Here is a 24,050-nt window from a genome sequence, read left to right as displayed (position 1 = left end):
AAGCCTAAAAAATTAGGCTTTGTGGATATTTTCACATTTTATAGTTTGTTTTCGCTCAATTTAGGGAATTTCCGCATAACGCATATAGCGCTGCACCATCTGTTTACGGGCTTTTAATGCCCCCGCATTACGATGTTCCTGAAAATATTTTGGATTGGTTAAAATCGCAGCCAAGAAAATTGCTTGATCACGGCTTAAACTTTTTGCACTTTTGCCAAAATAATGCTGTGCCGCAGCTTCGGCACCATAAATATTATCGCCAAATTCTACCGAGTTGAGATAGACCTCTAAAATACGCTGCTTTGACCACATGCGTTCCATCATCCATGTCGCCACAACTTCTTGCCCTTTACGCAAAAAAGATCGCTTATTGTATAAAAACAAATTCTTGGCGAGCTGCTGAGAAATTGTGGAACCACCTGCAACAACCTTGCCTTCATCTTTGTTCCGTTCCAGCGCAGTTTGAATACCTTCCCAGTCAAAGCCATGATGTTGCATAAATTTGCCATCTTCGGCAGTCACTACAGCACGTTTTAAGTTGTCACTGAGTTGGTCATAGTCGCGCCATTGGTGTTGAATAGGCTTGCTCGGTTCAGCCCAATAATCCAAACGCATCATCATGGTCGATTGCACAGGCTGCGTACGCCACCACACCAAGCTGCTAAAAATCCATAATTGAACCAAAAGCACCACACTAACAAGAATTAACAAAGTTCGTATAAAAAAAGCTTTCATCTTGGTGCATGGCTCCTGAAGCGTTATTTTTTCGTGTTAAGCTTAGATTGATCACTACGACACAATATTCAAATATATGTCCCAACATCCCCCAAACCTGCGCAACAATAAAGTTGAAATTCACCTGTGGTGGATTACCGCAGCCCTGATTGCAATAAACGTGGCTTTGTTTGCATGGCAAGTGCTCAACGGCATGAACATTAGCAATCCTAGCCCGCAAGATGCAATACGCTGGGGTGCTGATTATGCACCTTTAACCTTTTTGGCGGAACCCATTCGCCTGTTCAGCAGCATGTTTTTTCATTTCGGTTTAGTACATTTAATGTTAAATATGTGGGCCTTGTATATTTTTGGCAGCGTCAGTGAACAGTTGTTTGGGCGTGTCTATTTTATAGTGTTATATGTTTGCGCAGGTTTGATGGGTAGCCTGCTTAGTGGCTATGTCAGCATTCAAGACAGCTATACCCTGCTCGAACAAGGTGTCGCTAATCCAAAGCTGTTACCTAGCGTGGGTGCAGGTGCATCGGGTGCAGTGATGGGACTTGGAGCTGCACTGACGGTATTGGCGTTATTGCCCCAATTACCTCGCCAAAAATTTCTGTTGGATGGCAAGACTTTGGTGATGGTGATGGCACTGAACTTAGGTATGGGCTTTATGATCAGTGGCATTAATAATGCTGCACATATTGGCGGCATGCTCATGGGCGCAGCCATGACAATCATTTGGTACCTTGGACAACGCAGCAAACACAGTAACTTAGTGAACAGTTTTGCGATGCTCCTTGCACCATTGGGTTGTGCTGCATTTTACTGGTATTGCCATAAACTGCTTGCTCCAATTCAACCCCTTTGGCAAGAACTGCTTAGCATGATGCAACGCAGTCTGGGTTGAACAATCAACCTTTACAGCAAGTAAAACAACATCAACTAGAGATGAATCAGGACTGATTCATCTCCCTTAAACTTTGCAGTGGCGGAATATCGCATAAATAACTTAAACGATAACGTCCAATCAAGGCACACAGCACGGTCATAAATACAGGCAAAATCAGCCAGATTTCCCAATGTGGTTGCAGCATTAAATCCATGCGGTAACTGGCAACAGCACTAATGACTTCGGCAAATAAACACGCCACTATTCCCGCTATAAAGCCCATAAAACCGATTTCCAGACTCAACATACGTTTGAGTTTTTGTTTAGAACTACCAAAAGAACGCAGTAATGCGACTTCGCGTTTGCGCTCATCCATCAGCAAGTTTAAACACGCGATTAATACCAACAGCCCAGACACACTCACCAAAATGGCTAAAATGGTGATGATCTGCACCAACACATTCACAATGCGTTTAATTTCATCCAAAATTAGGCTGACATCAATAAACACTGTGTTGGCAAATTGCTGAATCAATTGAATTAGTTTCGGTTTATCTGCTTCAGGCACATAGAAACTGCCCAAATAACTGCCTGCATTTTCATCCATAGTGTGCGGTGAAAAAATAAAGAAAAAATTTGGACTAAAGCTTTCCCACTCCACCGTACGCAGATTAATCACTTCGGCTTCAAGTATGCCTTCAGGCAAACTAAAACTGAGTCGATCACCAATTTGAATGCCCAACTCGGCAGCCGTATCTGCTTCTACTGACACTTGTCCCACTGCACTGAAATTGGCTTGCCCATTTACAATGATATTATCGGCAGGATAACGGTCAGACTGTGTCAGGTTGAGTTCGCGTCTTAACGTATTGCTTTGCTGAATTAAGGCGTCGGCAAAAGGTTGATCATTTTTGGCGACCAAACGCCCGCGTATATTTGGATAAAGTGGCGTGCTGTGCCACTGCTGCTGCGTTAATTGTTGTTGAAACTCAGGCATATCAAACGGTGGCAAGCCGTAAACAAACTGATTGGGTGTTCCTTCGGGCAATTGCTGCTGCCAACGATCTAGCAGGTCGGTACGCAACACTGCAAGTACCGTAATTAAACTTAATCCTAAAGCCAATGCAGTAATTTGAAATGCCGTGACAGCAGGCGCACGAATATACGCTGCGAGTCTGCCTTTAGAATGACGCAATAATTTTAATAAACTCCACACCACTCCATACAGCAATACGCACAGCGCAATAATCGCACCAATCACCCATGTACTAAGCACTAAACTTTCGGTCAAGACCATACAAAATACGATTAGACTTAGCGTCCCTGTAAGCAACATCCACCACCAAGCGCGCATGCTTTTGTCTTGTTGGCGAATCACGCGAATCGGTGCGGTATTCAGCAATTGCAATAAATTAGGCAGCACAAAACCCAACAACACCACAGCACTGGTGAGCATGGCGATTGGCAATGGCCCAAGCAACATTGCCATGGCTGAAAATTGAATTTCCAGGTGCGGAATCAGTTGCAGCATGATTTGCAACAAAGCATAGCCCAACGTCACGCCCAAAATACTGCCAATGCCCATAGCGATACTTAAGACCAAAGCCAGCAACGCCAAATAAGCGGCTAAAATTTGTCGTTTACTTGCACCAATACAACGTAATAAGGCGATATGATCCTGATTTTGTTGCACATAGCGCTGACTGGTCAACCCAATCGCAATGCCACACAATAAAATGGTCAGGATGTTAGCCAACTGCAAAAAGGTGTCTAAATTGGCAATTGGGCGCATTAAGCGCGTATTGCCTTCACTGGCATTACGTAGTCTTAAACTGCTTTGTTCTTCAAAGTTTTGTTCAGGGCTAGCGCTCTGCTGCACCTGTGCAGGCTGCTGTGTATGTGTTTTAAAGTACTGCTCAAAATTTTGTGTATCTTTGGCGCTGCCTGCCAACAACAAACGATAATCTATGCGGCTACCCACTTGAATTACGTGGGTACGTGCTACATCTGCCTGTGAAATAATCACTGTCGGCGAAAAACCTGAAAAACCGAGTTCCTGATTGGAGTCATGTTCAATTTTGGCAGTTACGGTAAATGCTGCATCGGCAATATTTACTGTTTCACCCAGTTTAACGTGAAGTAAATCCATAGCACGTTGGCTTAGCCAAATTTCGCCAGACTGAATCTTGTCCGCTGCAGGATTGACCCGTAATTCACCGCGTAACGGAAAATTGTGCTCAATCGCTTTGACATTCACCATCACAAATTGTGCTTGAGTATGTGCCATCGAACTAAATACAGTCACATGCGACTGTTGTAACTGATGTGCAGTCGCCTGATCCTGCCAGTCTTGTGCAATGGGTTCATTGTCGCTCAGGACTAAATCACCCGCCAACATTTCTGCCGCTTGCAACGCTACAGCATTTTGAATTTGCTCATTGCTAAACTTTAAGGCTGTGGTCGCGCTAATCGCTAAAGTCAGCGCAATAATCAGTAAATAGACACCACTGCTTTTAAAACTCTGCTTTAACAGTGGATGAAATAATGCGTTCATTTCATCCTCCTGTTATGGCAGCGGTTGGCTTAGCTGCAAATTGCTCAACCAATTGCCCATCAATTAAAGCGTAATGGCGCTGACATTGTGCCGCCAGTTTCGGGTCATGCGTGACCAACACCAAAGTTGTGCCCAACTCACGGTTCAATTCAAATAACAATTGCTCAATTTCAGTTGCAGTTTCACCATCCAAGTTTCCTGTCGGTTCATCGGCAAAAATAATTTTAGGTTCACGAATTAAAGCACGCGCAATGGCGACACGTTGTTGCTCGCCTCCCGAAAGCACTTTCGGCGTTTGCTGTGCCTGACGCTCTAAACCGACACGTTTCAGCAAATTCAGCGCTTTTTGTTCAGCTTCTGCATATTTAAATTTTTCCTGTAAACGCAGGGGCAACATCACATTTTCCAGTGCAGTTAAATGTGGCAACAACTGAAAAGACTGAAACACAAAACCAATATGCTTTAAACGAACTTCTGCACGTTGTTCTTCATTTAATTCTGCAATCGACTCACCACAAATCAGCAATTTTCCACTACTGGCTTGATCTAAAGTTGCCAAAATACCCAATAAGGTCGATTTTCCCGAACCCGAACGACCAGTAATAGCAACTTGTTCGCCTGCCTGAATATCGAGGTTTAAATTCTCAAAAATGGTCAATTGTTTTTGTGCAAGTTGTATCTTTTGTGTCAAATTTTGGGCAGAAATAATCGTTTGTGGCATGATATTAGATTCTTTAGTGTTTTGAGTCATACGTTTCCCATTATGCAAAATCGCAATCTAACTAGTCGTGTCTTCCCGCGTGTGTTGCTGCTCGGACTATGTTTCAGCCCACTCGTGGTATCTGCAAAAACCATTATGATTGTAGGTGACAGCTTAAGTGCAGGTTACGGCATACAACCACAACAAGGTTGGGTTCACTTATTGCAAAAACGTTTAGAACAACAGTATCCGAAACAGCATAAAGTGGTCAATGCAAGTGTCAGTGGCGAAACCACCAGTGGTGCTTTGGCGCGTCTGCCTAAATTGCTGCAGACCCATCGTCCAGACGTTGTAGTCATTGAGTTAGGCGGAAATGATGGCTTGCGTGGACAACCGCCACAAATGATTCAAAAAAATTTAGCGAACTTAATTCAGCATAGCCAAAAAGCCAAAGCGAAAGTGGTGATTTTTGGGATGAAAATGCCGCCAAATTACGGCTCGGCGTATAGCAAAGCATTTGAAAATAACTATAAAGTGGCGAGTCAGCAATATAAAGTCAAATTACTGCCATTTTTTATGGAAGGTATTGCGGGCAATAAGCAATTGATGCAAAAAGATTTAATTCATCCAAATGCCAAAGCTCAGCCTATTTTGCTAAATAATGCTTATCCATATATCAAAGGCGCTTTATAAAGCGCCTTTGAGGAAAATCTAATTGCTGTGCGGTTCGGATTAAAAATCAAAAAAAACCACTTCACCTGTTTCCAGTGAATATTCTGCACCGACTACTTTCAACTGACCTTGTTCAATCAGGTTTTCTAAAACTGCTGAACCATGACGCAATTGATTTACCGATGCAAATACATTGGAACGTACTGCATGCTTAGACAATTTCGCCAAATCATTTTTCAGTTCAGTCTGCATTAAGGTTTCAACTGAAGGGCGAACACGGTTCACAATCGACATTAAATTTGCCGATGGTGGACAGTCTGGGCACATTAAAGTATCAATTGTCGCTTGAATTGCACCACAGTGACTGTGTCCTAAGACAACAACCACAGCACAGTCATAACGCTCTGCCGCAAATTCAACACTACCTACCTGTGATGGCGCAACCACATTGCCCGCAACACGAATTACAAAAAGATCACCCAATCCTTGGTCAAATACCATTTCTGCAGGAACACGTGAATCTGAACATCCTAAAATAATGGCAAATGGATTTTGGTCTTCTGCCATTTCTGCACGCTGCTGGTGCGACAATTGTTTAGGATGTTTGGTGTCACCAGAAACAAAACGTTGGTTTCCTTGTTTAAGACGTTCTAAAGCTTCTTGAGCTGTTAGCATTCTTGATTTACCACCGATCTTTGAAGTTGCAATATTCTAAAGCCAGACTGGGTGAATGTCACTTGCAAAAAAATTAGCTTATGCTTTTTTATTTCATGATTTTTGTTATAAATTTTTTCCATTTTTCTTGAGATGTATCACATTTTCTACCATTTGTTTCCATACCATCAAAAAAGTAAGGGGTGACTTTCTAGGTGAAATATCTACAATGAAAGCAATAATCTTTCGCAATTAGACCTAAGATCTAATGCCTTAATCATTGGAGCCTGTTTGGGTTCGTCAGGGGAAGACTTTTCATGTTGCAGTTTATACGATCACGCTATCTACAAGTGGCTTTGCTCACTTTGGGTCTAAGCGCGTCCTGCTTCGCTCAAAGTGCCAATCAAAATAAAAACATTCCTGTAAATACCAACAATTCAATCAGTGCCAACAGCATCGAATTACAATTGCTACAGCAACACTTTCAGCAACAGCGTAAACAAGCTGGACTCACCGCTAAAAATATTCGTGTGGGCGATGTGGTCTGGAGCTATAACGAGGGCGGTTCACGCAGCAAACCGACCATTTTACTGATTCATGGTTTAGCTGGCACACGTGACAATTGGAACCGTGTGGCACAATTTTTAACCCCAGATTATCATGTGATTATTCCAGATTTACCCAATAGCGGTGACACCAAAACCCCATCACATTTTGACAATTCTGTACCCAACGTCACCTCGCAATTACGTCAGTTTATTGAAGCGATTGATTGTGAAGAAAACTTACACGTTGCAGGTCATTCTTTAGGTGGCTCCATTGCAACAGTCTACGCAGCACAATACCCTTTTGACACGCAAAGCCTATTTTTACTCAACAGTGCAGGCATTTATAAACATGCCAATACGCCTTATACCAAAAATCCTTTATCTTTAAATGATTTAATTGTGAGCAAGCATGGGGATTTAGCCGATGTTGCCAAACAAGTCATGCAAAACCCGCCTGTAATGTCATCACAAATTCAACATGCACAAGAAGAAGTGTTGATTTCTCGCTCAGCGCAAACCCGCAAAGCAATTGAGCAAATTGTCAAACTCAACCGTATTTATACTCCAGACTCTTTTGCCCGTTTAACGGCATCTATTGAAGCACCCACCCTAATTTTGTGGGGTAAGCAAGATCGCATCATTAATGTTGAAGTAGCCAAAGAATTACAATCATTATTAAAACGTGCGGAAACGCCTGTTATTTTGAATAATGTCGGGCACATGCCTTTACTAGAAGCAGAAAAACAAGTGGCACAATATTATTTGCCGTTTCTGTCTAAAACACAGAACCTAAAAAACCCACTTGCTGATAAACTGATTCCTTTAAATTAATTATTATATCAACCATCATGCAAAAACATTCGATGATTGAGCAACTGATTGATGCTCACCTAGATTTTTTGGATCAGGAATTTGCTCAAGCCGAAACTGTGCAAATGGAATTTGTGCAATTTTACCAATGGTTCCGCAAACAAACATTACAGGACTTATGGCGCTCGGAAGCAATTTACGCACTTATTCAACAACAAATTTTAAATACCCCAGCTAGCTCATTTTTAATTGAACAAATTGCAGAGCATATCCGCTTTGCCTTGGTACACCCTGCGAATGACAACAGCAAAATTTCCGATGTCATCCCAGTTTTGACCATAGATAAAATTGCCCAATACGTTGCCAGTAAAAGTGGGCATCGCCAACGCCTAATTAAAACCGTGGTAAATAATCCTGCCTTTGCCGCTATGATCACCCAACTCATTCAACACTCAATTCAGGACTATTTGGATAACTCTGTGATAGCCAAAAATGTTCCAGGTGTTTCGCGCTTTATGAAAATGGGTAAATCAGTTTTAGAAAGTGTGACCGATACCAATTTGGATCATGCTATTCAGCATTATTTGCAAAAAAATGTGCAAAAACTGACGCAAATGAGTGAGTCAGTGCTTAATCAGCATTTTGATGATGAAAAGCTGTATCATTTTCAGGCAAATTTATGGCATAAAATTAAAGATTTACCACTTTCGACCTTAAAAAATTATATCGAGATTCAAGACCTACCCCAAACCGTGAATCTTGGTCATGAAATCTGGGATCATTTACGTCAAAGTGATTACTTAAAACAACAAGTACATGACGGCATTTATGCATGGTATGTTCGCAATCAGGCTCGCCCTTTTGACTTGTTGTTACGTGATTTGAATATTGATGAAGCCTTAGTGCAGCAGCAATTGCAGAACCTACTGTATCCAATTATTCAAAAAATGATTGCAGAGCAATATTTAAGACAACGTGCACGTCACTATTTAGAAAAGTTTTATTATTCTGAAAAAGCACAACAAATTTTAAACCTTCCAACCGATCAACCAAATTAAATTCTAATTTCGGATAAAAAAATAACCTCCTGTTTTAGGAGGTTATTTTATTTTCAAATCAGCAACTTATTTAAAGTAAGCACCGTCAGACTGGCTATGGTCGGTTTGATCCACAACTCGCATTAATTCTGGTACATGCTGCTTCAAAGTAGTTTCAACACCTTGCTTTAAAGTCACATCAATTGCTGAACAGCCTTGGCAACCGCCACCAAATTTCAACACTGCTGTTAAACCATGTTCTTCATCTTCCACAACTTCTACCAAAGCACAATTACCGCCATGCCCTGCTAAGCCCGGGTTAATTTCAGACTGTAAAACATAAGTAATACGTTCTTCTACCGAAGCATCTGGGCCAACACGTGGCACTTTTGAATTCGGTGCACGAAACGTCAACTGACCACCAAAACGGTCTTTGTTGTAATCAATTACGGCATCCAATAAATATGGAATAGACGGTGTGTCAATAAATGCAGGAAAGTCTGGGTATTCCTGTTTGTAATCTGTTGGTACAACTTCATCAGGTGCACTATAAGCCATGCAACATTCAGCACGCGGTGTACCAGGATTTTCCACAAAAACACGTACACCAATACCCGGTGTGTTTTGCTTTGCCAATAAATCCTTCAAATACTCTTGAGCAGTTGGCGTAATCAATAAGTTTGGAATTTCATCTACAACTGCTGTGCTGCTGTTCTCAGTCGACATAACAATAATTTCCTCAAGCTGAAGTGGCTATTTTAACTGAAGATGCGGGGTAATAAAAAAAAATCAACCAAAATTGTCGGATTTATTCCTAAAGTTCGACTCAAACTTGGTTTTGATGCATTATTACAGCAGAATTCAATTAAAAGAATAGGCGTTTATGCTCGATTTACCCATTAATCATACCGTAACTCTGATCATCATTACGGTCATTGTCTCATTGCTGGCATTTTCCAAACAAGAATTGATGAACCGACTGATCTTTTGGCCACCTGCCATGCAACGTGGGCAATATGACCGCTTTATCACGCATGGCTTTGTGCATGCCGATGGTACGCATTTGCTGTTCAATATGATCACGCTGTTTTTCTTCGGGAGCATTATTGAAAGCTTTTATCGTCAATATTTGTATGATCTAGGCTTTGTTTTATTCTATTTGGGTGGTTTAATCGCCGCGATTATTCCAAGTTATTTAAAGCATAAAAATGACCATCGTTGGGCCAGCTTAGGCGCATCTGGTGCTGTATCTGCGGTGTTGTTTGCCTATATTTTGTTTGAGCCGTGGAAGTTGATTTTCGTGTTCTTTATTCCAGTGCCTGCCATTATTTTTGCAATACTGTATGTAGCGTATAGCATTTGGTCGGGTAAACGCGGCAATTCCAATATTAATCACAGTGCGCATTTATGGGGCGCAGCTTATGGTGTGGTTGTCACTATTTTAATTGAACCACGCATCTTGCCTCACTTCCTGAATAAACTGGCGCAACTGCCGTTTTAACTTTTGAAACTATAACGACTCGGTACATCTACCACTGAGTCGTTGCTACTTTAAAGAATTTTCAAATCCGTCAATAGACTGCTTTCATAAATCCGCTTAACACCATCATTTATTGCCTCTCATCTTCAGCCTCTCTCATTGGGAAAAACGACTTTCAATCGTCATTTTATGAACTGCTGATAAGTATTTTTGATTGATGAAAGCATCTGAATGATCCAATACAGCATAAAGCACACAACAAATAACATGCAGTTACTCGACAAGCACTTATACTAAGAATATAAAGACTAAAACTATCAAGCAATTAGGAGTCAGCCATGAAAAAGTTTGCACTTCTAAGCGCCCTGTTACTCAGTCTAGGATTAAGCGCCTGTGCCGTACATACCCCTGAAGGCAGTGTAGTGATTGATCCTGACCGCACGATCTACCCGAAAGGCTATTATCCACACCAACATCCGCATGGTGATGGTGATTTTTGTCCTCCAGGTCAGGCGAAAAAAGGACGTTGTTAAGCTGTTGGTCTGAATAAATAAAACATTGTTGATACAGCATCAGACTCATTTATGATTAGAACCTAAACATTTAAACACTGACCTTTAAATCCCAATAACATCTCATTCATATTAAAAACCTTTACGCTTCGTGAAGGTTTTTTTATTCAAATTTCACTCAATTTTGGTAGTTTTTGCTACCCAATATCGTAACTTGGCATAGATAATGTATACATCTGTATATTAATTTCAATTTAGTTTGCGAGTTTTTGCATGTCCACTTCTTACGATGGCTTACAGTTTCCAATTCATCCAGAAAACCATAAACCCAGCACCTCAAGCACAGGCAAACAAATTATTGCCGAAGCCTTAGCCACAGTCGATCATCAAAGCTCAGTTGATGCTTTGGCAGAAAAAAACTGGCGTAAGCACTATCCAAAATACTTTAAAGCCCTCGTGACCAATGGTATTCGTGAACAAGCTAACGCAATTCAAATTGCAGAAGATGGATTAAGAAAAGCCCATCAATGTTTTGAGTTTTATCGTCATGAGCAAAAATATGTGCTGAAAGATGTCATGCACTTGCCTACTGAAACTTTACATACCTTTAAATTACAAGGCAGCAGCCAAGCAGCACCTGAATGGTATGTGCCGTATCGTGGGCAAAAGTTACAAGGTCAAGCTCTGCTAGATCAAGTTGCAATTTGGCTAGCAGCAGGCATTATTGAACCAAGTCATGCCGAAGCGTTAAATGCAGCGGTGGCGCATCCTGAATGGTTTGATTTGTCTGACCGTAACATGGTGCTATTTGGCGCAGCTTCAGAAGCAGGGCCACTCACATGGTTAGCCAAATGGAAAGCCAATATTATTGCAGTCGATTTACCAAATAGCCGTGTGTGGAATAAAATTTTAAGCACTGTGCAACAAGGCAATGCCACCTTATACGCACCCAGTACAACACAACTCGCGGCAGATACCCCACTTGACGTTTTAACAGAACAATTGGGTGTAAATCTGCTAACGCAAACCCCAGAAATTGCACAATGGTTAGCTCAAAAACCTCAAACGCTAGATTTAGCAGCCATTGCCTATTTAGATGGTGAAAAACACGTGCGTGTTGCGATGGCAATGGATGCGATTATGCAATATGTCAGCGAACACAAAGCTGATAGCAGCCTTATGTTTATGTGTACCCCAACCGATGTTTATGCCGTTCCTGAAGAAGTGATTAGCGCATCGGCAGAGAAGTTTCAGCAGCGTTCGCAAGGGCAAAAGCTACTTACCAAAAGTATTGAAACCATTTCACGCAGTCATTTCTTCCAAAAGAATCTGCATAATTTAATTGCTTCAGACAATGGTCAACATTATGGTATTGCCGACTGTTTGGTGGTTGAACAAGGGCCAAACTATGCTTTAGCAAAACGCATCCAGCAATGGCGTGCAATTTTAGCGCGTCATCAAGGACAGCATGTCAGCATCAATATTGCACCTTCGACCACCACACACTCTGTGACCAAAAATCCATTACTCAAAGCAGCATTTAGTGGCGCAAGTTTGTTTGATGTTGAAGCATTTAGCCCTGAAACCACCAATGCGATTATGGCGGCATTGTGGATTCATGACTTACGCAATCCAAACTCGGCAGCCAATCCTGAAGTGAAACTTGAGCATCCGCTCGAATTGATGATGGAAGGTGCGAACCATGGTGGATTGTGGCGCGTGGCGTATTTGGCACGAACGGCCCTACCTTTCGCTGCGCTCTATGGCTTTGCTGCAGATAAATTACCGCTGGACAAAGTCATCCAAAAATTTAAAAAGTAATGTAAACCGCTAAACTATCTATTCAAAAACTTGCCTGCAAATATTTCTCTAGACTGATCTGCAGGTATAAAAAAAGCGCTGTATCATCACAGCGCTTTTTTCAACCACTCAAAAAAGTTGAGAATGGATTAAAACACTTTTAAGAACAACCAGAACAAGCTACCCGATAAACAAATTGTCGCAGGTAAAGTGAAAATCCAAGCCGAAAGAATTGTACGCACCATTTGGAAATTCAGACCCGATTTATTTGCCACCATGGTACCTGCCACCGCACTGTTCAGTACGTGTGTAGTTGAAACTGGCATCCCCAAACCATCTGCAGCAGCAATAGTTGACATTGCCACAAGCTCGGCAGACATACCTTGACCATAAGTCATGTGCTGCTTACCGATACGTTCACCAACAGTCACCACAATACGTTTCCAGCCAACCATCGTACCCAAGCCTAGTGCTAAGGCAACGGCAACTTTGACCCAAGTTGGAATGTATTGTAAGAATGAATCTAAATGGCTGCGGTAGCTTTTAACCACTTTTTTCTGTTCTTCCGACATTTCAGGCAAGGCATTGGCTTTGTCTAAACGCTTGAATGAAGTCGTGCTTAAATACATATCATTACGCATTTCTGCTACTTCAGCTTCAGGCACATCTTTCAAGTTGCCATATTGACCCACACGCTCACCCAAATGATCCGTTAAGCTTGCCAAAGCAGGCACGACTTCAGGAGTAATTTCTTTGGTCTGAATATAACTAGTAATAATCTGACGCGCTTTTTCATCTGGCATATCGGCATGTTGTGGATAAATCACATCAGCCGTTTGCGTTGAAAGCTGCTGGAACGATTGAATGTGGTTTTGGCCTAACTCTTTATTTAATGAGTACGCCAACGGCACAATCCCGATCAAAATCAACATGATTAAACCCATGCCTTTTTGACCATCGTTTGAACCATGCGCAAAACTTACCCCAGTACAAGTAAAAATTAGAATGGCACGAATCAGTGGTGGTGGTGGCTTATTGCCTTCAGGCGGCTGGAACAACTCCATTTGTTTCTTGAAGATTTTTTTCACCAAGAAGAACAAAATCGCAGCAAAAGCAAAACCAATCAGTGGCGAGAACAATAAAGCCTTGCCCACTTTCATGACTTGTTCCATATCTACACCACTTGCACCCGCACCTGAGTTAATCAAGTAGTTCATAATCCCCACACCTAAAATCGAACCGATTAAAGTGTGCGAACTTGAAGCAGGAATACCGAAGTACCACGTTCCCAAGTTCCAGACAATCGCGGCAATCAACATGGCAAAAACCATGGCAAAGCCTGCGCCTGAACCGACATTCATAATTAGTTCGACTGGAAGTAAGGCAATAATACCGTAGGCAACTGCACCACTGGCGACCATCACCCCAAGGAAGTTACAGAAACCCGCCCACATTACTGCCACAGGTGCAGACAAGGCATTAGTATAAATGACCGTTGCCACTGCGTTGGCTGTGTCGTGGAAACCATTCACAAATTCAAAGCCTAAGGCAATGAATAAAGCGGTCGCCAATAAAATCACCGAGTACATACTCAGCGCAGGCACGTGGGATAAGTCCGCAGACAATTGGAAACCAATATAAATAAGGGTAGAAACGATGATCGTTAAAAACACCGGCATAAAAAATTTCGGTGTAGGCACATGAACATTGGTCGATTTAGTGGTCGACTTGTGTGCTGAATCTACAGGAGTTGGATTAGAATTCATGCAAGCAGAAAAGAGGATTTAAAATCCCCTTATTGTTCAATTAAATTGTGACAATTATATGACAAAGAGCTGTTATATAAAGCAACTTTCATACTTTATTTTCACACTTTAAGCTGTATTTTTTGTGCATAAAATTAAAATTAACTTTTAAATTTAAACACTTAGAATAAATAAACCTACTTTTCTTATGCCATTCTCTCAAATTTAGATTGTTACACCTTTGTCATATTTGCCTAAAGTGTCAGACAAAATTCACCGTGAGCCAATTTTGCCTGAGCAATATGACAAAGCGATGACGCATTAAAGAAAATCAAAATTAGAATAAGCATCATCACGACTTATCTTTAAGATCAAAACCTACAATAAAATCCCCAGCAAAATCCTAAAAATACCGCTATATGCACTATTTTTACGACTTCCACTCGCTCTGGTCGCTTCAAGTGCACGAAAGCCGTGTGAACTCTGCTAAAATAGCGCTCATTTCGGATTCAGTCATAAAGGGTTTTTTATGTCCACGCTTACCACCCTGAAAGCGCTTCTTGCCCAAAGAATTTTAATTATCGATGGTGCCATGGGTACTATGATTCAACGCCATCAATTGGAAGAAGCCGATTATCGTGGTGAACGTTTTGCAGATTGGGCACATGACCTCAAAGGCAACAATGATTTATTGGTACTGACCCAACCGCACATTATTCAGGGTATTCATGAAGCCTACTTAGATGCGGGTGCAGACATTATTGAAACCAACAGCTTTAACGGCACACGCGTTTCTATGTCTGACTATCACATGGAAGATTTGGTTCCAGAAATTAACCGCGAAGCAGCCCGTTTAGCCAAAGCTGCCTGTGAAAAATATTCAACGCCAGACAAACCACGTTTTGTGGCAGGTGTACTTGGGCCAACATCGCGTACCTGTTCAATTTCACCAAATGTAAACGACCCTGCATTTCGTAACATTACATTTGATGCGCTCAAAGAAAACTATATTGAAGCTGCGCATGCCTTAATTGAAGGTGGCGCAGATATCCTGCTCATTGAAACTGTATTTGACACCTTAAACTGTAAAGCTGCGATTTTTGCGGTCAAAGAAGTGTTTAAACAGCTCGGGCGTGAATTGCCGTTGATGATTTCAGGTACCATTACCGATGCTTCAGGACGTACCTTAACGGGTCAAACTGCAGAAGCTTTCTGGAATTCGGTACGTCATGGCGATTTACTTTCAATTGGTTTTAACTGTGCTTTGGGCGCAGATGCCATGCGTCCACACGTTAAAACCGTTTCTGACGTTGCCGATGTGTTTGTTTCTGCACACCCGAACGCAGGCTTACCCAACGCATTTGGTGGTTATGATGAAACGCCTGAAGAAACCGCAGCTTTCCTCAAAGAATTTGCTGAAAGCGGCTTGATCAATATTACAGGCGGTTGCTGTGGTACAACGCCTGATCATATCCGCGCGATTTACAATGCAGTAAAAGACATTCCACCGCGTAAAATTCTAGAGATTAAACCTGCATGCCGTTTAAGTGGTTTAGAACCATTTAACATTTATGATGACTCTTTATTTGTAAACGTGGGCGAACGTACCAACGTCACAGGTTCTAAAAAATTCCTGCGTTTAATTCGTGAAGAAAACTTTGCCGAAGCCTTAGATGTTGCACGTCAACAGGTAGAAAGCGGTGCACAAATCATCGACATCAACATGGATGAAGGCATGCTCGATTCAGAGGGTGCAATGGTGCACTTCCTGAACTTGGTGGCATCTGAGCCTGATATTTCTCGCGTACCTATCATGATTGACTCCTCTAAATGGGAAATCATTGAAGCAGGCTTAAAATGCGTACAAGGTAAAGCCGTTGTCAACTCTATTTCCCTAAAAGAAGGTTATGACGAGTTTGTCGAAAAAGCCCGCCTCTGCCGCCAATACGGCGCAGCTGTCATTGTTATGGCCTTTGACGAAGTCGGACAAGCCGATACTGCAGCACGTAAACGCGAAATTTGTAAACGCTCTTATGATGTTTTGGTCAATGATGTTGGCTTCCCTGCCGAAGACATTATTTTTGACCCGAACGTGTTTGCAGTTGCGACAGGTATTGAAGAACACAACAACTACGCAGTCGATTTTATTGAAGCCACAGGCTGGATTAAACAAAACCTACCGCATGCCATGATTTCAGGCGGTGTATCGAACGTATCTTTCTCATTCCGTGGTAACGAACCTGTACGTGAAGCCATTCACGCGGTATTCCTATATCACGCTATTCAGCAAGGCATGACCATGGGGATTGTCAACGCAGGTCAGTTGGCAATTTACGATGACATCCCGAAAGAACTGAAAGAAGCAGTTGAAGCCGTTATTCTGAACCAGAACCAAGGTGAAAGCGGTCAGGATGCCACAGAAAAACTGCTAGAAGTGGCAGAAAAATATCGTGGTCAATCAGGCGCACAAAAAGCCGAAGAAAACTTAGAATGGCGTAGTGAATCTGTCGAAAAACGTCTTGAGTACGCTTTAGTTAAAGGCATCACCACCTTTATTAATGAAGACACCGAAGAAGCGCGCCTGAAAGCCAAACGTCCATTAGATGTGATTGAAGGCCCGTTGATGGATGGCATGAACGTGGTCGGTGACTTGTTTGGTGCAGGTAAAATGTTCCTGCCACAAGTGGTGAAATCTGCCCGTGTGATGAAACAAGCTGTTGCATGGCTCAACCCTTACATCGAAGCTGAAAAAACCGAAGGTCAGTCCAAAGGTAAAGTTTTGATGGCAACGGTAAAAGGCGACGTTCACGACATTGGTAAAAATATTGTAGGCGTAGTCTTGGGCTGTAATGGTTACGATATTGTCGATCTCGGCGTAATGGTGCCTGCAGAAAAAATCCTGCAAACGGCTATTGACGAAAAAGTCGATATTATTGGCTTGTCTGGCCTGATTACCCCATCTTTAGATGAAATGGTTTTTGTTGCCAAAGAAATGCAGCGTAAAGGCTTTAATATTCCATTATTGATTGGTGGTGCAACTACATCTAAAGCGCATACGGCAGTTAAAATTGATCCGCAGTTCTCAAATGATGCAGTGATTTATGTTGCCGATGCTTCGCGTGCCGTTGGTGTTGCGACAACCTTACTCTCCCCTGAAATGAAACCTGCTTTTGTTGCAGAGCATCGTGCGGAATACGCTAAAATTCGTGAACGTATTGCCAATAAGCAACCAAAAGCTGCGAAATTGTCGTATGCAGAAGCCATCGACAATGGTTTAAAAATTGATTGGGACAACTACACGCCTGCAGTACCAAAATTAATTGGTACACAAGTGCTGACCAATTACCCGCTTGAAACCTTGTTGCCATACTTTGACTGGACACCATTCTTTATTTCTTGGAGTTTGGCGGGCAAATTCCCGAAAATTCTGGAAGATGAAGTGGTGGGCGAAGCTGCAACCGACTTATATAACCAAGCGCAAGCCATGCTCAAAGATATTATTGCAAATAATCGCTTTGATGCACGTGCAGTCTTTGGGATTTACCCTGCCAACCGTTCTGCGGCAGATTCAGTACAAGTATATGATGCAGCACGTAATCAAGTAACGCATACCTTCCATCATATTCGTCAACAGTCAGACAAAGTCACAGGTAAACCAAACTTGTCTTTGGCAGACTTTGTCGCAACTACAGAGCAAGGGCAAGATTACTTGGGCGGCTTTACCGTGTCGATTTTTGGTGCGGAAGAAATGGCCAATGAGTTTAAAGCCAAAGGCGATGACTATTCTGCCATTTTGGTGCAGTCTTTGGGTGACCGTTTTGCAGAAGCATTTGCAGAGCATTTGCATGAGCGTATTCGTAAAGAATTCTGGGGCTATCAGCCGAATGAGCAGCTAAGCAATGAAGAGCTGATTAAAGAGAAATATGTAGGGATTCGTCCTGCACCGGGCTATCCTGCGTGCCCTGAGCACTCTGAAAAAGCCACACTGTTTAACTGGTTAGGTTCGACTGAAAAGATTGGCACACAGCTGACCAGCAGCTTTGCAATGTGGCCGCCTTCATCTGTGAGCGGCTTCTACTATGCCAACCCTGCTTCTGAGTACTTTAACGCGGGTAAAATCTCGTTAGATCAGCTTGAAGATTATGCACAGCGTAAAGGCTGGAGTTTAGATGAAGCGAAGCGTTGGTTAGCTACAAACTTGGATGATTCGATTAATTAAGTGCATTGCGCTGCATGGGTGGTCCATCTGCCCATGCGCTCTACATAATGTCATTTCAAAAGCCAGTGAATTGTAAAATTCACTGGTTTTTTGTTTAATGGGACAGTTCGTTACTTAATCTAAATTTGTTGAGTAATTTGACTGTTAAAGGTGTTTTCTCACCTCTATGGGAAAGGTATTCAGCTAAACGAAACCCACAGAAAGAACAAAGCGACTACTATTAAATTAGTAGCCGCTTTTCCACCTATTTTATCTTATGATGAGTGGGAAGCTATTGCTGTACCACATCAACAACAATTAGTTGACGATACTAGGAATTAAATATACCTTTTCTACTATAATATTTAAAATATACATGCATTATCATACTCATTAACCCAGTCTCGTAGTAATTTAATATTTTCGATTTCTTGAGAATAGTCAATGTCTTCAAGTAAGTTATTATCTCTTTTTATTAATATTTCAAACCCTGAATACATTTCTACACGCGGCATATCTAGATACTCAATAAATTTTAGAAGAAAATTAAAACCATCTTCTTCATCTCTGAATTTCGATATCCTATCCAAGTTAGGGGAAATAGTTTGAGCAATTTTAGAAAAATAATTTATTTGAGAGTTGAAGACTAGTCTAGCTTTATCTTTTATAAAAGCTTTTGAATCAATCATTATATCTTTGCATGTCAAACCACAAATATTGAGGATTTTGTCCAACTCGCCAATTACCTCTTGTTTATTGTGGTATTCTTTTATTTCCATTAAATTTAATAATACATAAAATAAAATTGGTCGTTCTAAAAATTTAAGACCATTTTTTAAAGATGAATTGAAATAAATATAATCTTGTAATTCTTCAGCACTAAACCTCTGTGATGGCTTATATAGCCGATCCACTAAATTACTTTGATTCAATAATTCAAAATGCCTTTCTGTGAAATTCAAACATATATCTATTAGAACCCTAGAAATATCAAATAATTTTTGTAAATGTGTAATTCTAAAGCGGTTAGCAGTTAAATGAAAACAAGTCGAGTATTCTGTCAAATTAATATTATAAATATAATCCATATTAATTTTATCAAAACGGGCTATTAGAAAATTATAACTTGCTTCATCTTTAGATAACGACGAAATAAGCCCCATAGAATTTATATATTCATCAATAGTCGCAGAGCATTCCAATAAACTCACCATTGAAAAAGGGTGTCTAGATAAAGCCTCACCCTGAGAATTAAAATACCGAGCAAATAAAACTGGTCTATCAGATACGTGCCCATAAGAATCAAAGACCTTTCCGATAGTAGGTCGCAACTCCCATTGCTTGCTATTATCTTCCTGCCATAAATGACTGTAATAAGATGGATATCTAATCTTTTTTAATTCATTCGTAAAACTTTTTATTTTATGAAAACTAAATTCATCACCTTTATTCTGCTTAAATCTTTGTCTTAATGCTTGATCTAAATTATAAAAATGAGTAATCCCATAAGTTGTATGCGTCATATCAAAGTAATGTCGATATTCGTGGATAGCTGCAGAATAAAGCTTTAAAGACTCCTCAAAATCACTTAATTCTGCATCATTCTTTAAGTGTCGCAAAAAACTTTTATCATCTACATTTAAAAACACAGAATAGTCTTCAAACCCAAAACTTCCTAATAAATCTGAGTCTGCAAGAATATAGTTACTATTTAACCCCAAAACTGTTCTCCAAAATATTATTTTATTTAGCTTACTACAGGCTTACGTTGCATAAACCCCAAAAACAACAAAACCCTGACAATGTCAGGGCTTTGTTGGTAATATTTGGCGGAAGCGGTGAGATTCGAACTCACGGAGGACTCACACCCTCGTCGGTTTTCAAGACCGGTGCATTAAACCGCTCTGCCACGCTTCCAATGGCGGCTATCATATAAAGAAAAATTCAGCTTGGCAAATATTTTCTAAAAATTATGATCCAAATGTTCAAAATAAAATCAAAAATCAGTCATTTTCTGCAATTTCAGGCTTTTCATAGCGTATCGAATTAATAAACCAGCTCTTTTTGCCTAACGGCGTCTGCACTTCCACCTCATCATCTACCTGTTTAGACAACAAAGCTCTAGCCATAGGTGAATCAATCGAAATATGTTGTGGATGATGATCATAAATTTCATCCACGCCCACAATTCTCAAGGTCTTTTGCTCGCCTTGTTCATTTTCAATTTCGACCCATGCGCCAAAATATACTTTACCCTCTTGTTCTGGTGCAAAATCGACAATACGCAGCTCTTCTAAACGCTTGCCCAAATAACGTACCCGACGGTCAATTTTACGCAAAAGCTGTTTGTTATATTGGTAATCTGCGTTTTCAGAGCGATCGCCGAGACTTGCCGCCCAGTTTACTTTTTTGGTGATTTCAGGGCGTTCTTCATGCCACAAATGCTGTAACTCAGCCACGAGTTTATCGTGTCCAGAACGTGTAATTAAGTTAGATTTCATGGTGTTTTTGCAGCCGGTTTTTTACATTTGGTTAACATCAATCCTATATTTTATTGCATTTTTATACACAATAAAAATTTATAAAATTTATTTCTCAATGAAATGAATATCTTATGTTACATTTTTCAAAAAATTTATGTACAAAATTTGACATCCAAAATTTTCATCTTTATTATTCGCACATCTTTTAGTTTTGATCACTTTTTAACCCGTGTATAAATTTTACACATTTTCCCTTTAATCCCAAGTCATTTTGAATGACGTCATGACTGCCCAACCCTTATTGAATTTATCAAACTTGAAAAAGTTTAAGGTGTGTTGCCTTTGCTTTTTAGGGCATAAATTACTTGTAGCGGAGCCAACATGCACAGTAGTTCAACGTCTGGGTCTAGGCTTAGCCTTCACTCATTTTTTAATCGCCTCCCATTCAAAGTCCTCGCTTTCAGTACTGTTCTTCTCCCATTCCACAGTATTAACGCAGGCAAAGCCGTTCATCAATTTGACAGCGTCGTCAATCAGAACAAATTGACCGTTGTGTCTGTGGAAAATCCAACCACAGTGTTTAAAGATGGACAACATTTACATGGCTTTGGTTATGACCTTGTGCGTAACTATGCCGACAGCATGAATGTGAAACTCGAATTTAAAACGGTAAGCGACAATGCGACCGCTTTAAAATGGGTGTCTTCTGGTAAAGCGAACTTTGCCATGACCACGTCGAGTATCCAAAGCATCGAAAAGCAGCAACTCACGGCATTTTCTGCCAGTTGTGGCGATTTAAATACTTTAAAGCGTAATGGTTTAAATAGTGAGCTGAACTGGGTGTTTAAACACGCAGATGATCCTCTTAGCCAAACCGCAAGCAACTTTGTTTGTCGTGGCAAGCAAAACGGCTCAATTACCCAATTGGCTTCATTTTATAATCGTAATGTGGTCAAACAAGAATCGTGGGATGTGATCCAGCGGGATTTGCGTAATCGTTTACCTTTATATAAGGCCAACTTTAAAAAGACTGCCACGCAGTACGATTTAGACTGGCATCTTTTGGCGGCAATTGGTTATCAGGAATCTTACCTCAAACCCAACTCGGTTTCGCCAACAGGTGTGCGCGGTATTATGATGCTGACCAATAATACAGCCAAAGCGATGGGCGTAAGCAACCGTACCGATCCTGCACAAAGTATTCAGGGTGGTGCTAAGTATTATGACCAAATGCTGAGCCGTTATGAGCATATTCCATTTCCTGATCGTAACTGGTATGCCCTAGTCGCTTATAACATGGGTCCTGGTGCAGTCAGTCAAATTCAGAAGCGTATTCGCTCACAAGGCAAAAACCCGAACAATTGGGTTAACCTATATGCGTATTTAGACCGTAACAAAGCGAGCAACGGTCGTTATCGTCAAGCAGTGCAATATGTGACTCGTATTCGCGCCTACCTTGAGCATATTAAGACCACACCGCAATTGGTGAATATCTAAAATTTACCTCGCGTGATTGAGTTGCAGTGTATATCAGCTGCAATTCAAACATGAATAATGCGCTGTTAAAGCTGCAGTGCATAAAAAAGCCTAGTTGATACTTCAGCTAGGCTTTTTTGTACTATAGCGGGAAATTCGCCTGCTACAGCGTAAATCGCTTGAATTAAGCAGATTGCTCAAGAATCTTCTTAAATAAGTCTTTTTGTTCTTGGCTTGGTTTTGCAGTTTGTAATGCCATTAATTGTGACATATCGCCCTGTACTTTGATTTTACCTGTCATAAAGGCTTGCATAGCAGCCGCCATGTCAAACTCTAGGAATACTTTACGTAAAGTTTCCGCATCCATATTTAATGTTGTTTTTGCGTTGTCCGCCAAACCTTTTTGGATTTTACCGCCATCTAAAGACAATTCTGTGTTGCCTGCAGCATCAGTCACCACTAAGTTAATTGCCAGATTTGCAAGTGCTGGAGGTAGGTTTAAATCACCAGCTTGAGCCGTTAGATTTTCTACAGTTGCAAACCAATCATCAGTTAAAAAAGCAGGCATGATTTTTCCTCAATATATTTGTGCATGTGTGTTGTCTATCCAGACACCATCATTATTAAGCTGTTTTGCTTGCTGATTGTTATAGCATGAACCTTTCGTGAAAGGCTAAGAAATTTTGTACGGGACGTTCAGTTTTTGTATTTTTAGTCGAAATGACGACTTTCTCAAATAAATCAAATTCATAAAAAAACACCAAGCTCTGGCTTGGTGTTGATTACATTTTAAAGGGATTGACAGGCTGTTATCGCTTAGTCTGCAGCGTAGCCTAAATTGACCATATTGATGCGTTTGTTTTGCTCTGCTGCGTTTTGTTCGGCCTGATCGGCAAAATCAAATACGCGCTGGCTGTCTAACGCTTCAAAGTCGAATAATTCACGGTCTGCCAACTGCGATGGCGATACATTCTGTAATGCGCCAAAAATACTGTGCAAACGCTTAGGATGTGCTTTATCCCACTCACGTAACATGTCGTTAATAATGGCACGCTGTAAGTTTTCCTGTGAACCACACAAGTTACACGGAATAATTGGGAATTTACGCATTTCTGCATATTTAATGATGTCTTTTTCTTCCACATAAGCCAGTGGACGAATCAGCATATTTTTCTTGTCTGATGACAACAACTTCGGTGGCATGGCTTTTAAGCTACCGCCATGGAACAAGTTTAAGAAAAAAGTCGCCAAAATATCATCACGGTGATGCCCAAGCGCCACTTTGGTTGCCCCTATTTCCTGCGCAAAGCCATACAAAGAACCACGACGCAAACGCGAACACACTGCACAGTAAGTTTTACCTTCAGGCGTTAAACGCTTGGTGATGCTATAGGTGTCTTTTTCTAAAATGTAATATGGGATGTTATTTTCTTCTAAATAACGCGGCAATACATCTTCAGGGAAGCCCGGTTGCTTTTGGTCTAAGTTCACAGCCACCACATCAAAATTGATGGGTGCGATGCGCTTGAACTGCAACATAATGTCCAGCAAGGTATAACTGTCTTTACCACCAGAAATACACACCATGACTTTATCGCCATCTTCAATCATGTTGAAGTCACGAATCGCATGCCCGACTTGGCGACGCAGCTTTTTCAACAAACGATAATACGCAGAGCTGGTTGGAAGTTCTGGTTTGAAATTAAAGCCTTGATCGGACTCAACTGGTGAGAACATAGACGCGATTAACCCATGAAAAAAATTACCGCGCA

The 24,050-nt window shown here is 41.1% G+C and carries 19 protein-coding genes and 1 tRNA gene; 9 read left to right on the top strand and 11 right to left on the bottom strand.

Going from position 1 to position 24,050, the window contains the following annotated elements; translation table 11 throughout:
• Positions 1-60 precede the first annotated feature (60 nt).
• Entirely contained in the window at positions 61-735 is a 675-nt protein-coding gene (gene mtgA / locus FTU66_RS00935; protein ID WP_004972019.1) for a monofunctional biosynthetic peptidoglycan transglycosylase, read from the bottom strand.
• Positions 736-811: 76 nt separating this feature from the next.
• Between mtgA and FTU66_RS00930 the strand changes: the two genes are divergently transcribed.
• Positions 812-1,627 (top strand): rhomboid family intramembrane serine protease, encoded by an 816-nt coding sequence (locus FTU66_RS00930; RefSeq protein WP_096900974.1) that lies wholly within the window; start codon positions 812-814, stop codon positions 1,625-1,627.
• Positions 1,628-1,673: 46 nt separating this feature from the next.
• Here the strand turns inward: FTU66_RS00930 and FTU66_RS00925 are convergent, their stop codons facing one another.
• Entirely contained in the window at positions 1,674-4,163 is a 2,490-nt protein-coding gene (locus FTU66_RS00925; RefSeq protein WP_179988963.1) for an ABC transporter permease, read from the bottom strand.
• A gap of 1 nt (position 4,164) precedes the next feature.
• Positions 4,165-4,914, bottom strand: a complete 750-nt coding sequence (locus FTU66_RS00920) for an ABC transporter ATP-binding protein (protein ID WP_179988964.1) — start codon at positions 4,912-4,914, stop codon at positions 4,165-4,167.
• 12 nt (positions 4,915-4,926) lie between these two features.
• On the opposite strand from FTU66_RS00920, the gene FTU66_RS00915 reads away from it, so the two are divergent.
• The gene (locus FTU66_RS00915) at positions 4,927-5,556 is read left to right on the top strand and encodes an arylesterase (RefSeq protein WP_257222028.1); all 630 of its coding nucleotides are present in this window, start codon (positions 4,927-4,929) and stop codon (positions 5,554-5,556) included.
• A 39-nt stretch (positions 5,557-5,595) separates the two neighbouring features.
• On the opposite strand, the gene FTU66_RS00910 is transcribed toward FTU66_RS00915, so the two are convergent.
• Entirely contained in the window at positions 5,596-6,210 is a 615-nt protein-coding gene (locus FTU66_RS00910; protein WP_019837464.1) for a carbonic anhydrase, read from the bottom strand.
• A gap of 296 nt (positions 6,211-6,506) precedes the next feature.
• Here FTU66_RS00910 and FTU66_RS00905 point away from each other — a divergent pair, with 296 nt between their 5' ends.
• Together FTU66_RS00905 and FTU66_RS00900 are read left to right on the top strand one after the other, a co-directional pair.
• Positions 6,507-7,568, top strand: coding sequence for an alpha/beta fold hydrolase (locus FTU66_RS00905; RefSeq protein WP_180112173.1), 1,062 nt, complete (start codon positions 6,507-6,509; stop codon positions 7,566-7,568).
• A 17-nt stretch (positions 7,569-7,585) separates the two neighbouring features.
• On the top strand, positions 7,586-8,605 hold the full coding sequence (locus FTU66_RS00900) for a hypothetical protein (protein WP_180112172.1): 1,020 nt from the start codon (positions 7,586-7,588) through the stop codon (positions 8,603-8,605).
• Between the two features lie 66 nt (positions 8,606-8,671).
• Here the strand turns inward: FTU66_RS00900 and nfuA are convergent, their stop codons facing one another.
• A complete protein-coding gene (gene nfuA, locus FTU66_RS00895) occupies positions 8,672-9,310 on the bottom strand; it encodes a Fe-S biogenesis protein NfuA (RefSeq protein WP_168418699.1) in 639 nt (212 codons plus the stop codon).
• A gap of 157 nt (positions 9,311-9,467) precedes the next feature.
• Between nfuA and FTU66_RS00890 the strand changes: the two genes are divergently transcribed.
• The 3 genes from FTU66_RS00890 (at position 9,468) to FTU66_RS00880 (ending at position 12,397) form a co-directional block, all read left to right on the top strand.
• Positions 9,468-10,085 carry a rhomboid family intramembrane serine protease gene (locus FTU66_RS00890; RefSeq protein WP_180112171.1) on the top strand — a complete coding sequence of 206 codons (618 nt, stop codon included), beginning with the start codon at positions 9,468-9,470 and terminating at the stop codon, positions 10,083-10,085.
• Positions 10,086-10,402: 317 nt separating this feature from the next.
• Complete coding sequence (locus FTU66_RS00885) at positions 10,403-10,597, top strand: hypothetical protein (protein ID WP_004972042.1); 195 nt, start codon at positions 10,403-10,405, stop codon at positions 10,595-10,597.
• A gap of 252 nt (positions 10,598-10,849) precedes the next feature.
• Positions 10,850-12,397 (top strand): hypothetical protein, encoded by a 1,548-nt coding sequence (locus FTU66_RS00880; RefSeq protein WP_136144403.1) that lies wholly within the window; start codon positions 10,850-10,852, stop codon positions 12,395-12,397.
• Between the two features lie 128 nt (positions 12,398-12,525).
• On the opposite strand, the gene FTU66_RS00875 is transcribed toward FTU66_RS00880, so the two are convergent.
• Complete coding sequence (locus tag FTU66_RS00875) at positions 12,526-14,142, bottom strand: inorganic phosphate transporter (protein WP_136144404.1); 1,617 nt, start codon at positions 14,140-14,142, stop codon at positions 12,526-12,528.
• 508 nt (positions 14,143-14,650) lie between these two features.
• On the opposite strand from FTU66_RS00875, the gene metH reads away from it, so the two are divergent.
• Positions 14,651-18,340 carry a methionine synthase gene (metH, locus tag FTU66_RS00870; protein WP_180112170.1) on the top strand — a complete coding sequence of 1,230 codons (3,690 nt, stop codon included), beginning with the start codon at positions 14,651-14,653 and terminating at the stop codon, positions 18,338-18,340.
• 344 nt (positions 18,341-18,684) lie between these two features.
• On the opposite strand, the gene FTU66_RS00865 is transcribed toward metH, so the two are convergent.
• From FTU66_RS00865 to greB, 3 genes are all read right to left on the bottom strand, one after another.
• Positions 18,685-20,040: a hypothetical protein gene (locus FTU66_RS00865; protein ID WP_179993576.1), complete on the bottom strand. Its 1,356-nt coding sequence runs from the start codon at positions 20,038-20,040 to the stop codon at positions 18,685-18,687.
• Between the two features lie 106 nt (positions 20,041-20,146).
• A tRNA-Ser gene (locus tag FTU66_RS00860) sits at positions 20,147-20,236 on the bottom strand.
• Between the two features lie 86 nt (positions 20,237-20,322).
• Entirely contained in the window at positions 20,323-20,820 is a 498-nt protein-coding gene (greB, locus tag FTU66_RS00855; protein ID WP_004972106.1) for a transcription elongation factor GreB, read from the bottom strand.
• A gap of 363 nt (positions 20,821-21,183) precedes the next feature.
• On the opposite strand from greB, the gene FTU66_RS00850 reads away from it, so the two are divergent.
• Positions 21,184-22,299: a transglycosylase SLT domain-containing protein gene (locus FTU66_RS00850; RefSeq protein ID WP_004972108.1), complete on the top strand. Its 1,116-nt coding sequence runs from the start codon at positions 21,184-21,186 to the stop codon at positions 22,297-22,299.
• A gap of 163 nt (positions 22,300-22,462) precedes the next feature.
• Here FTU66_RS00850 and FTU66_RS00845 read toward each other — a convergent pair whose 3' ends face one another.
• Both FTU66_RS00845 and ttcA read right to left on the bottom strand, forming a co-directional pair.
• Positions 22,463-22,846 carry an SCP2 sterol-binding domain-containing protein gene (locus FTU66_RS00845; RefSeq protein ID WP_004972111.1) on the bottom strand — a complete coding sequence of 128 codons (384 nt, stop codon included), beginning with the start codon at positions 22,844-22,846 and terminating at the stop codon, positions 22,463-22,465.
• 248 nt (positions 22,847-23,094) lie between these two features.
• Positions 23,095-24,015, bottom strand: a complete 921-nt coding sequence (gene ttcA / locus FTU66_RS00840; protein WP_104853169.1) for a tRNA 2-thiocytidine(32) synthetase TtcA — start codon at positions 24,013-24,015, stop codon at positions 23,095-23,097.
• Positions 24,016-24,050 lie beyond the last annotated feature (35 nt).

The organism is Acinetobacter sp. YH12131 (assembly GCF_013418635.1).
Lineage (GTDB): Bacteria > Pseudomonadota > Gammaproteobacteria > Pseudomonadales > Moraxellaceae > Acinetobacter > Acinetobacter towneri.
Note: the sequence above shows the minus strand (reverse complement) of the source record. Positions and strands in the feature narration are given on the sequence as shown.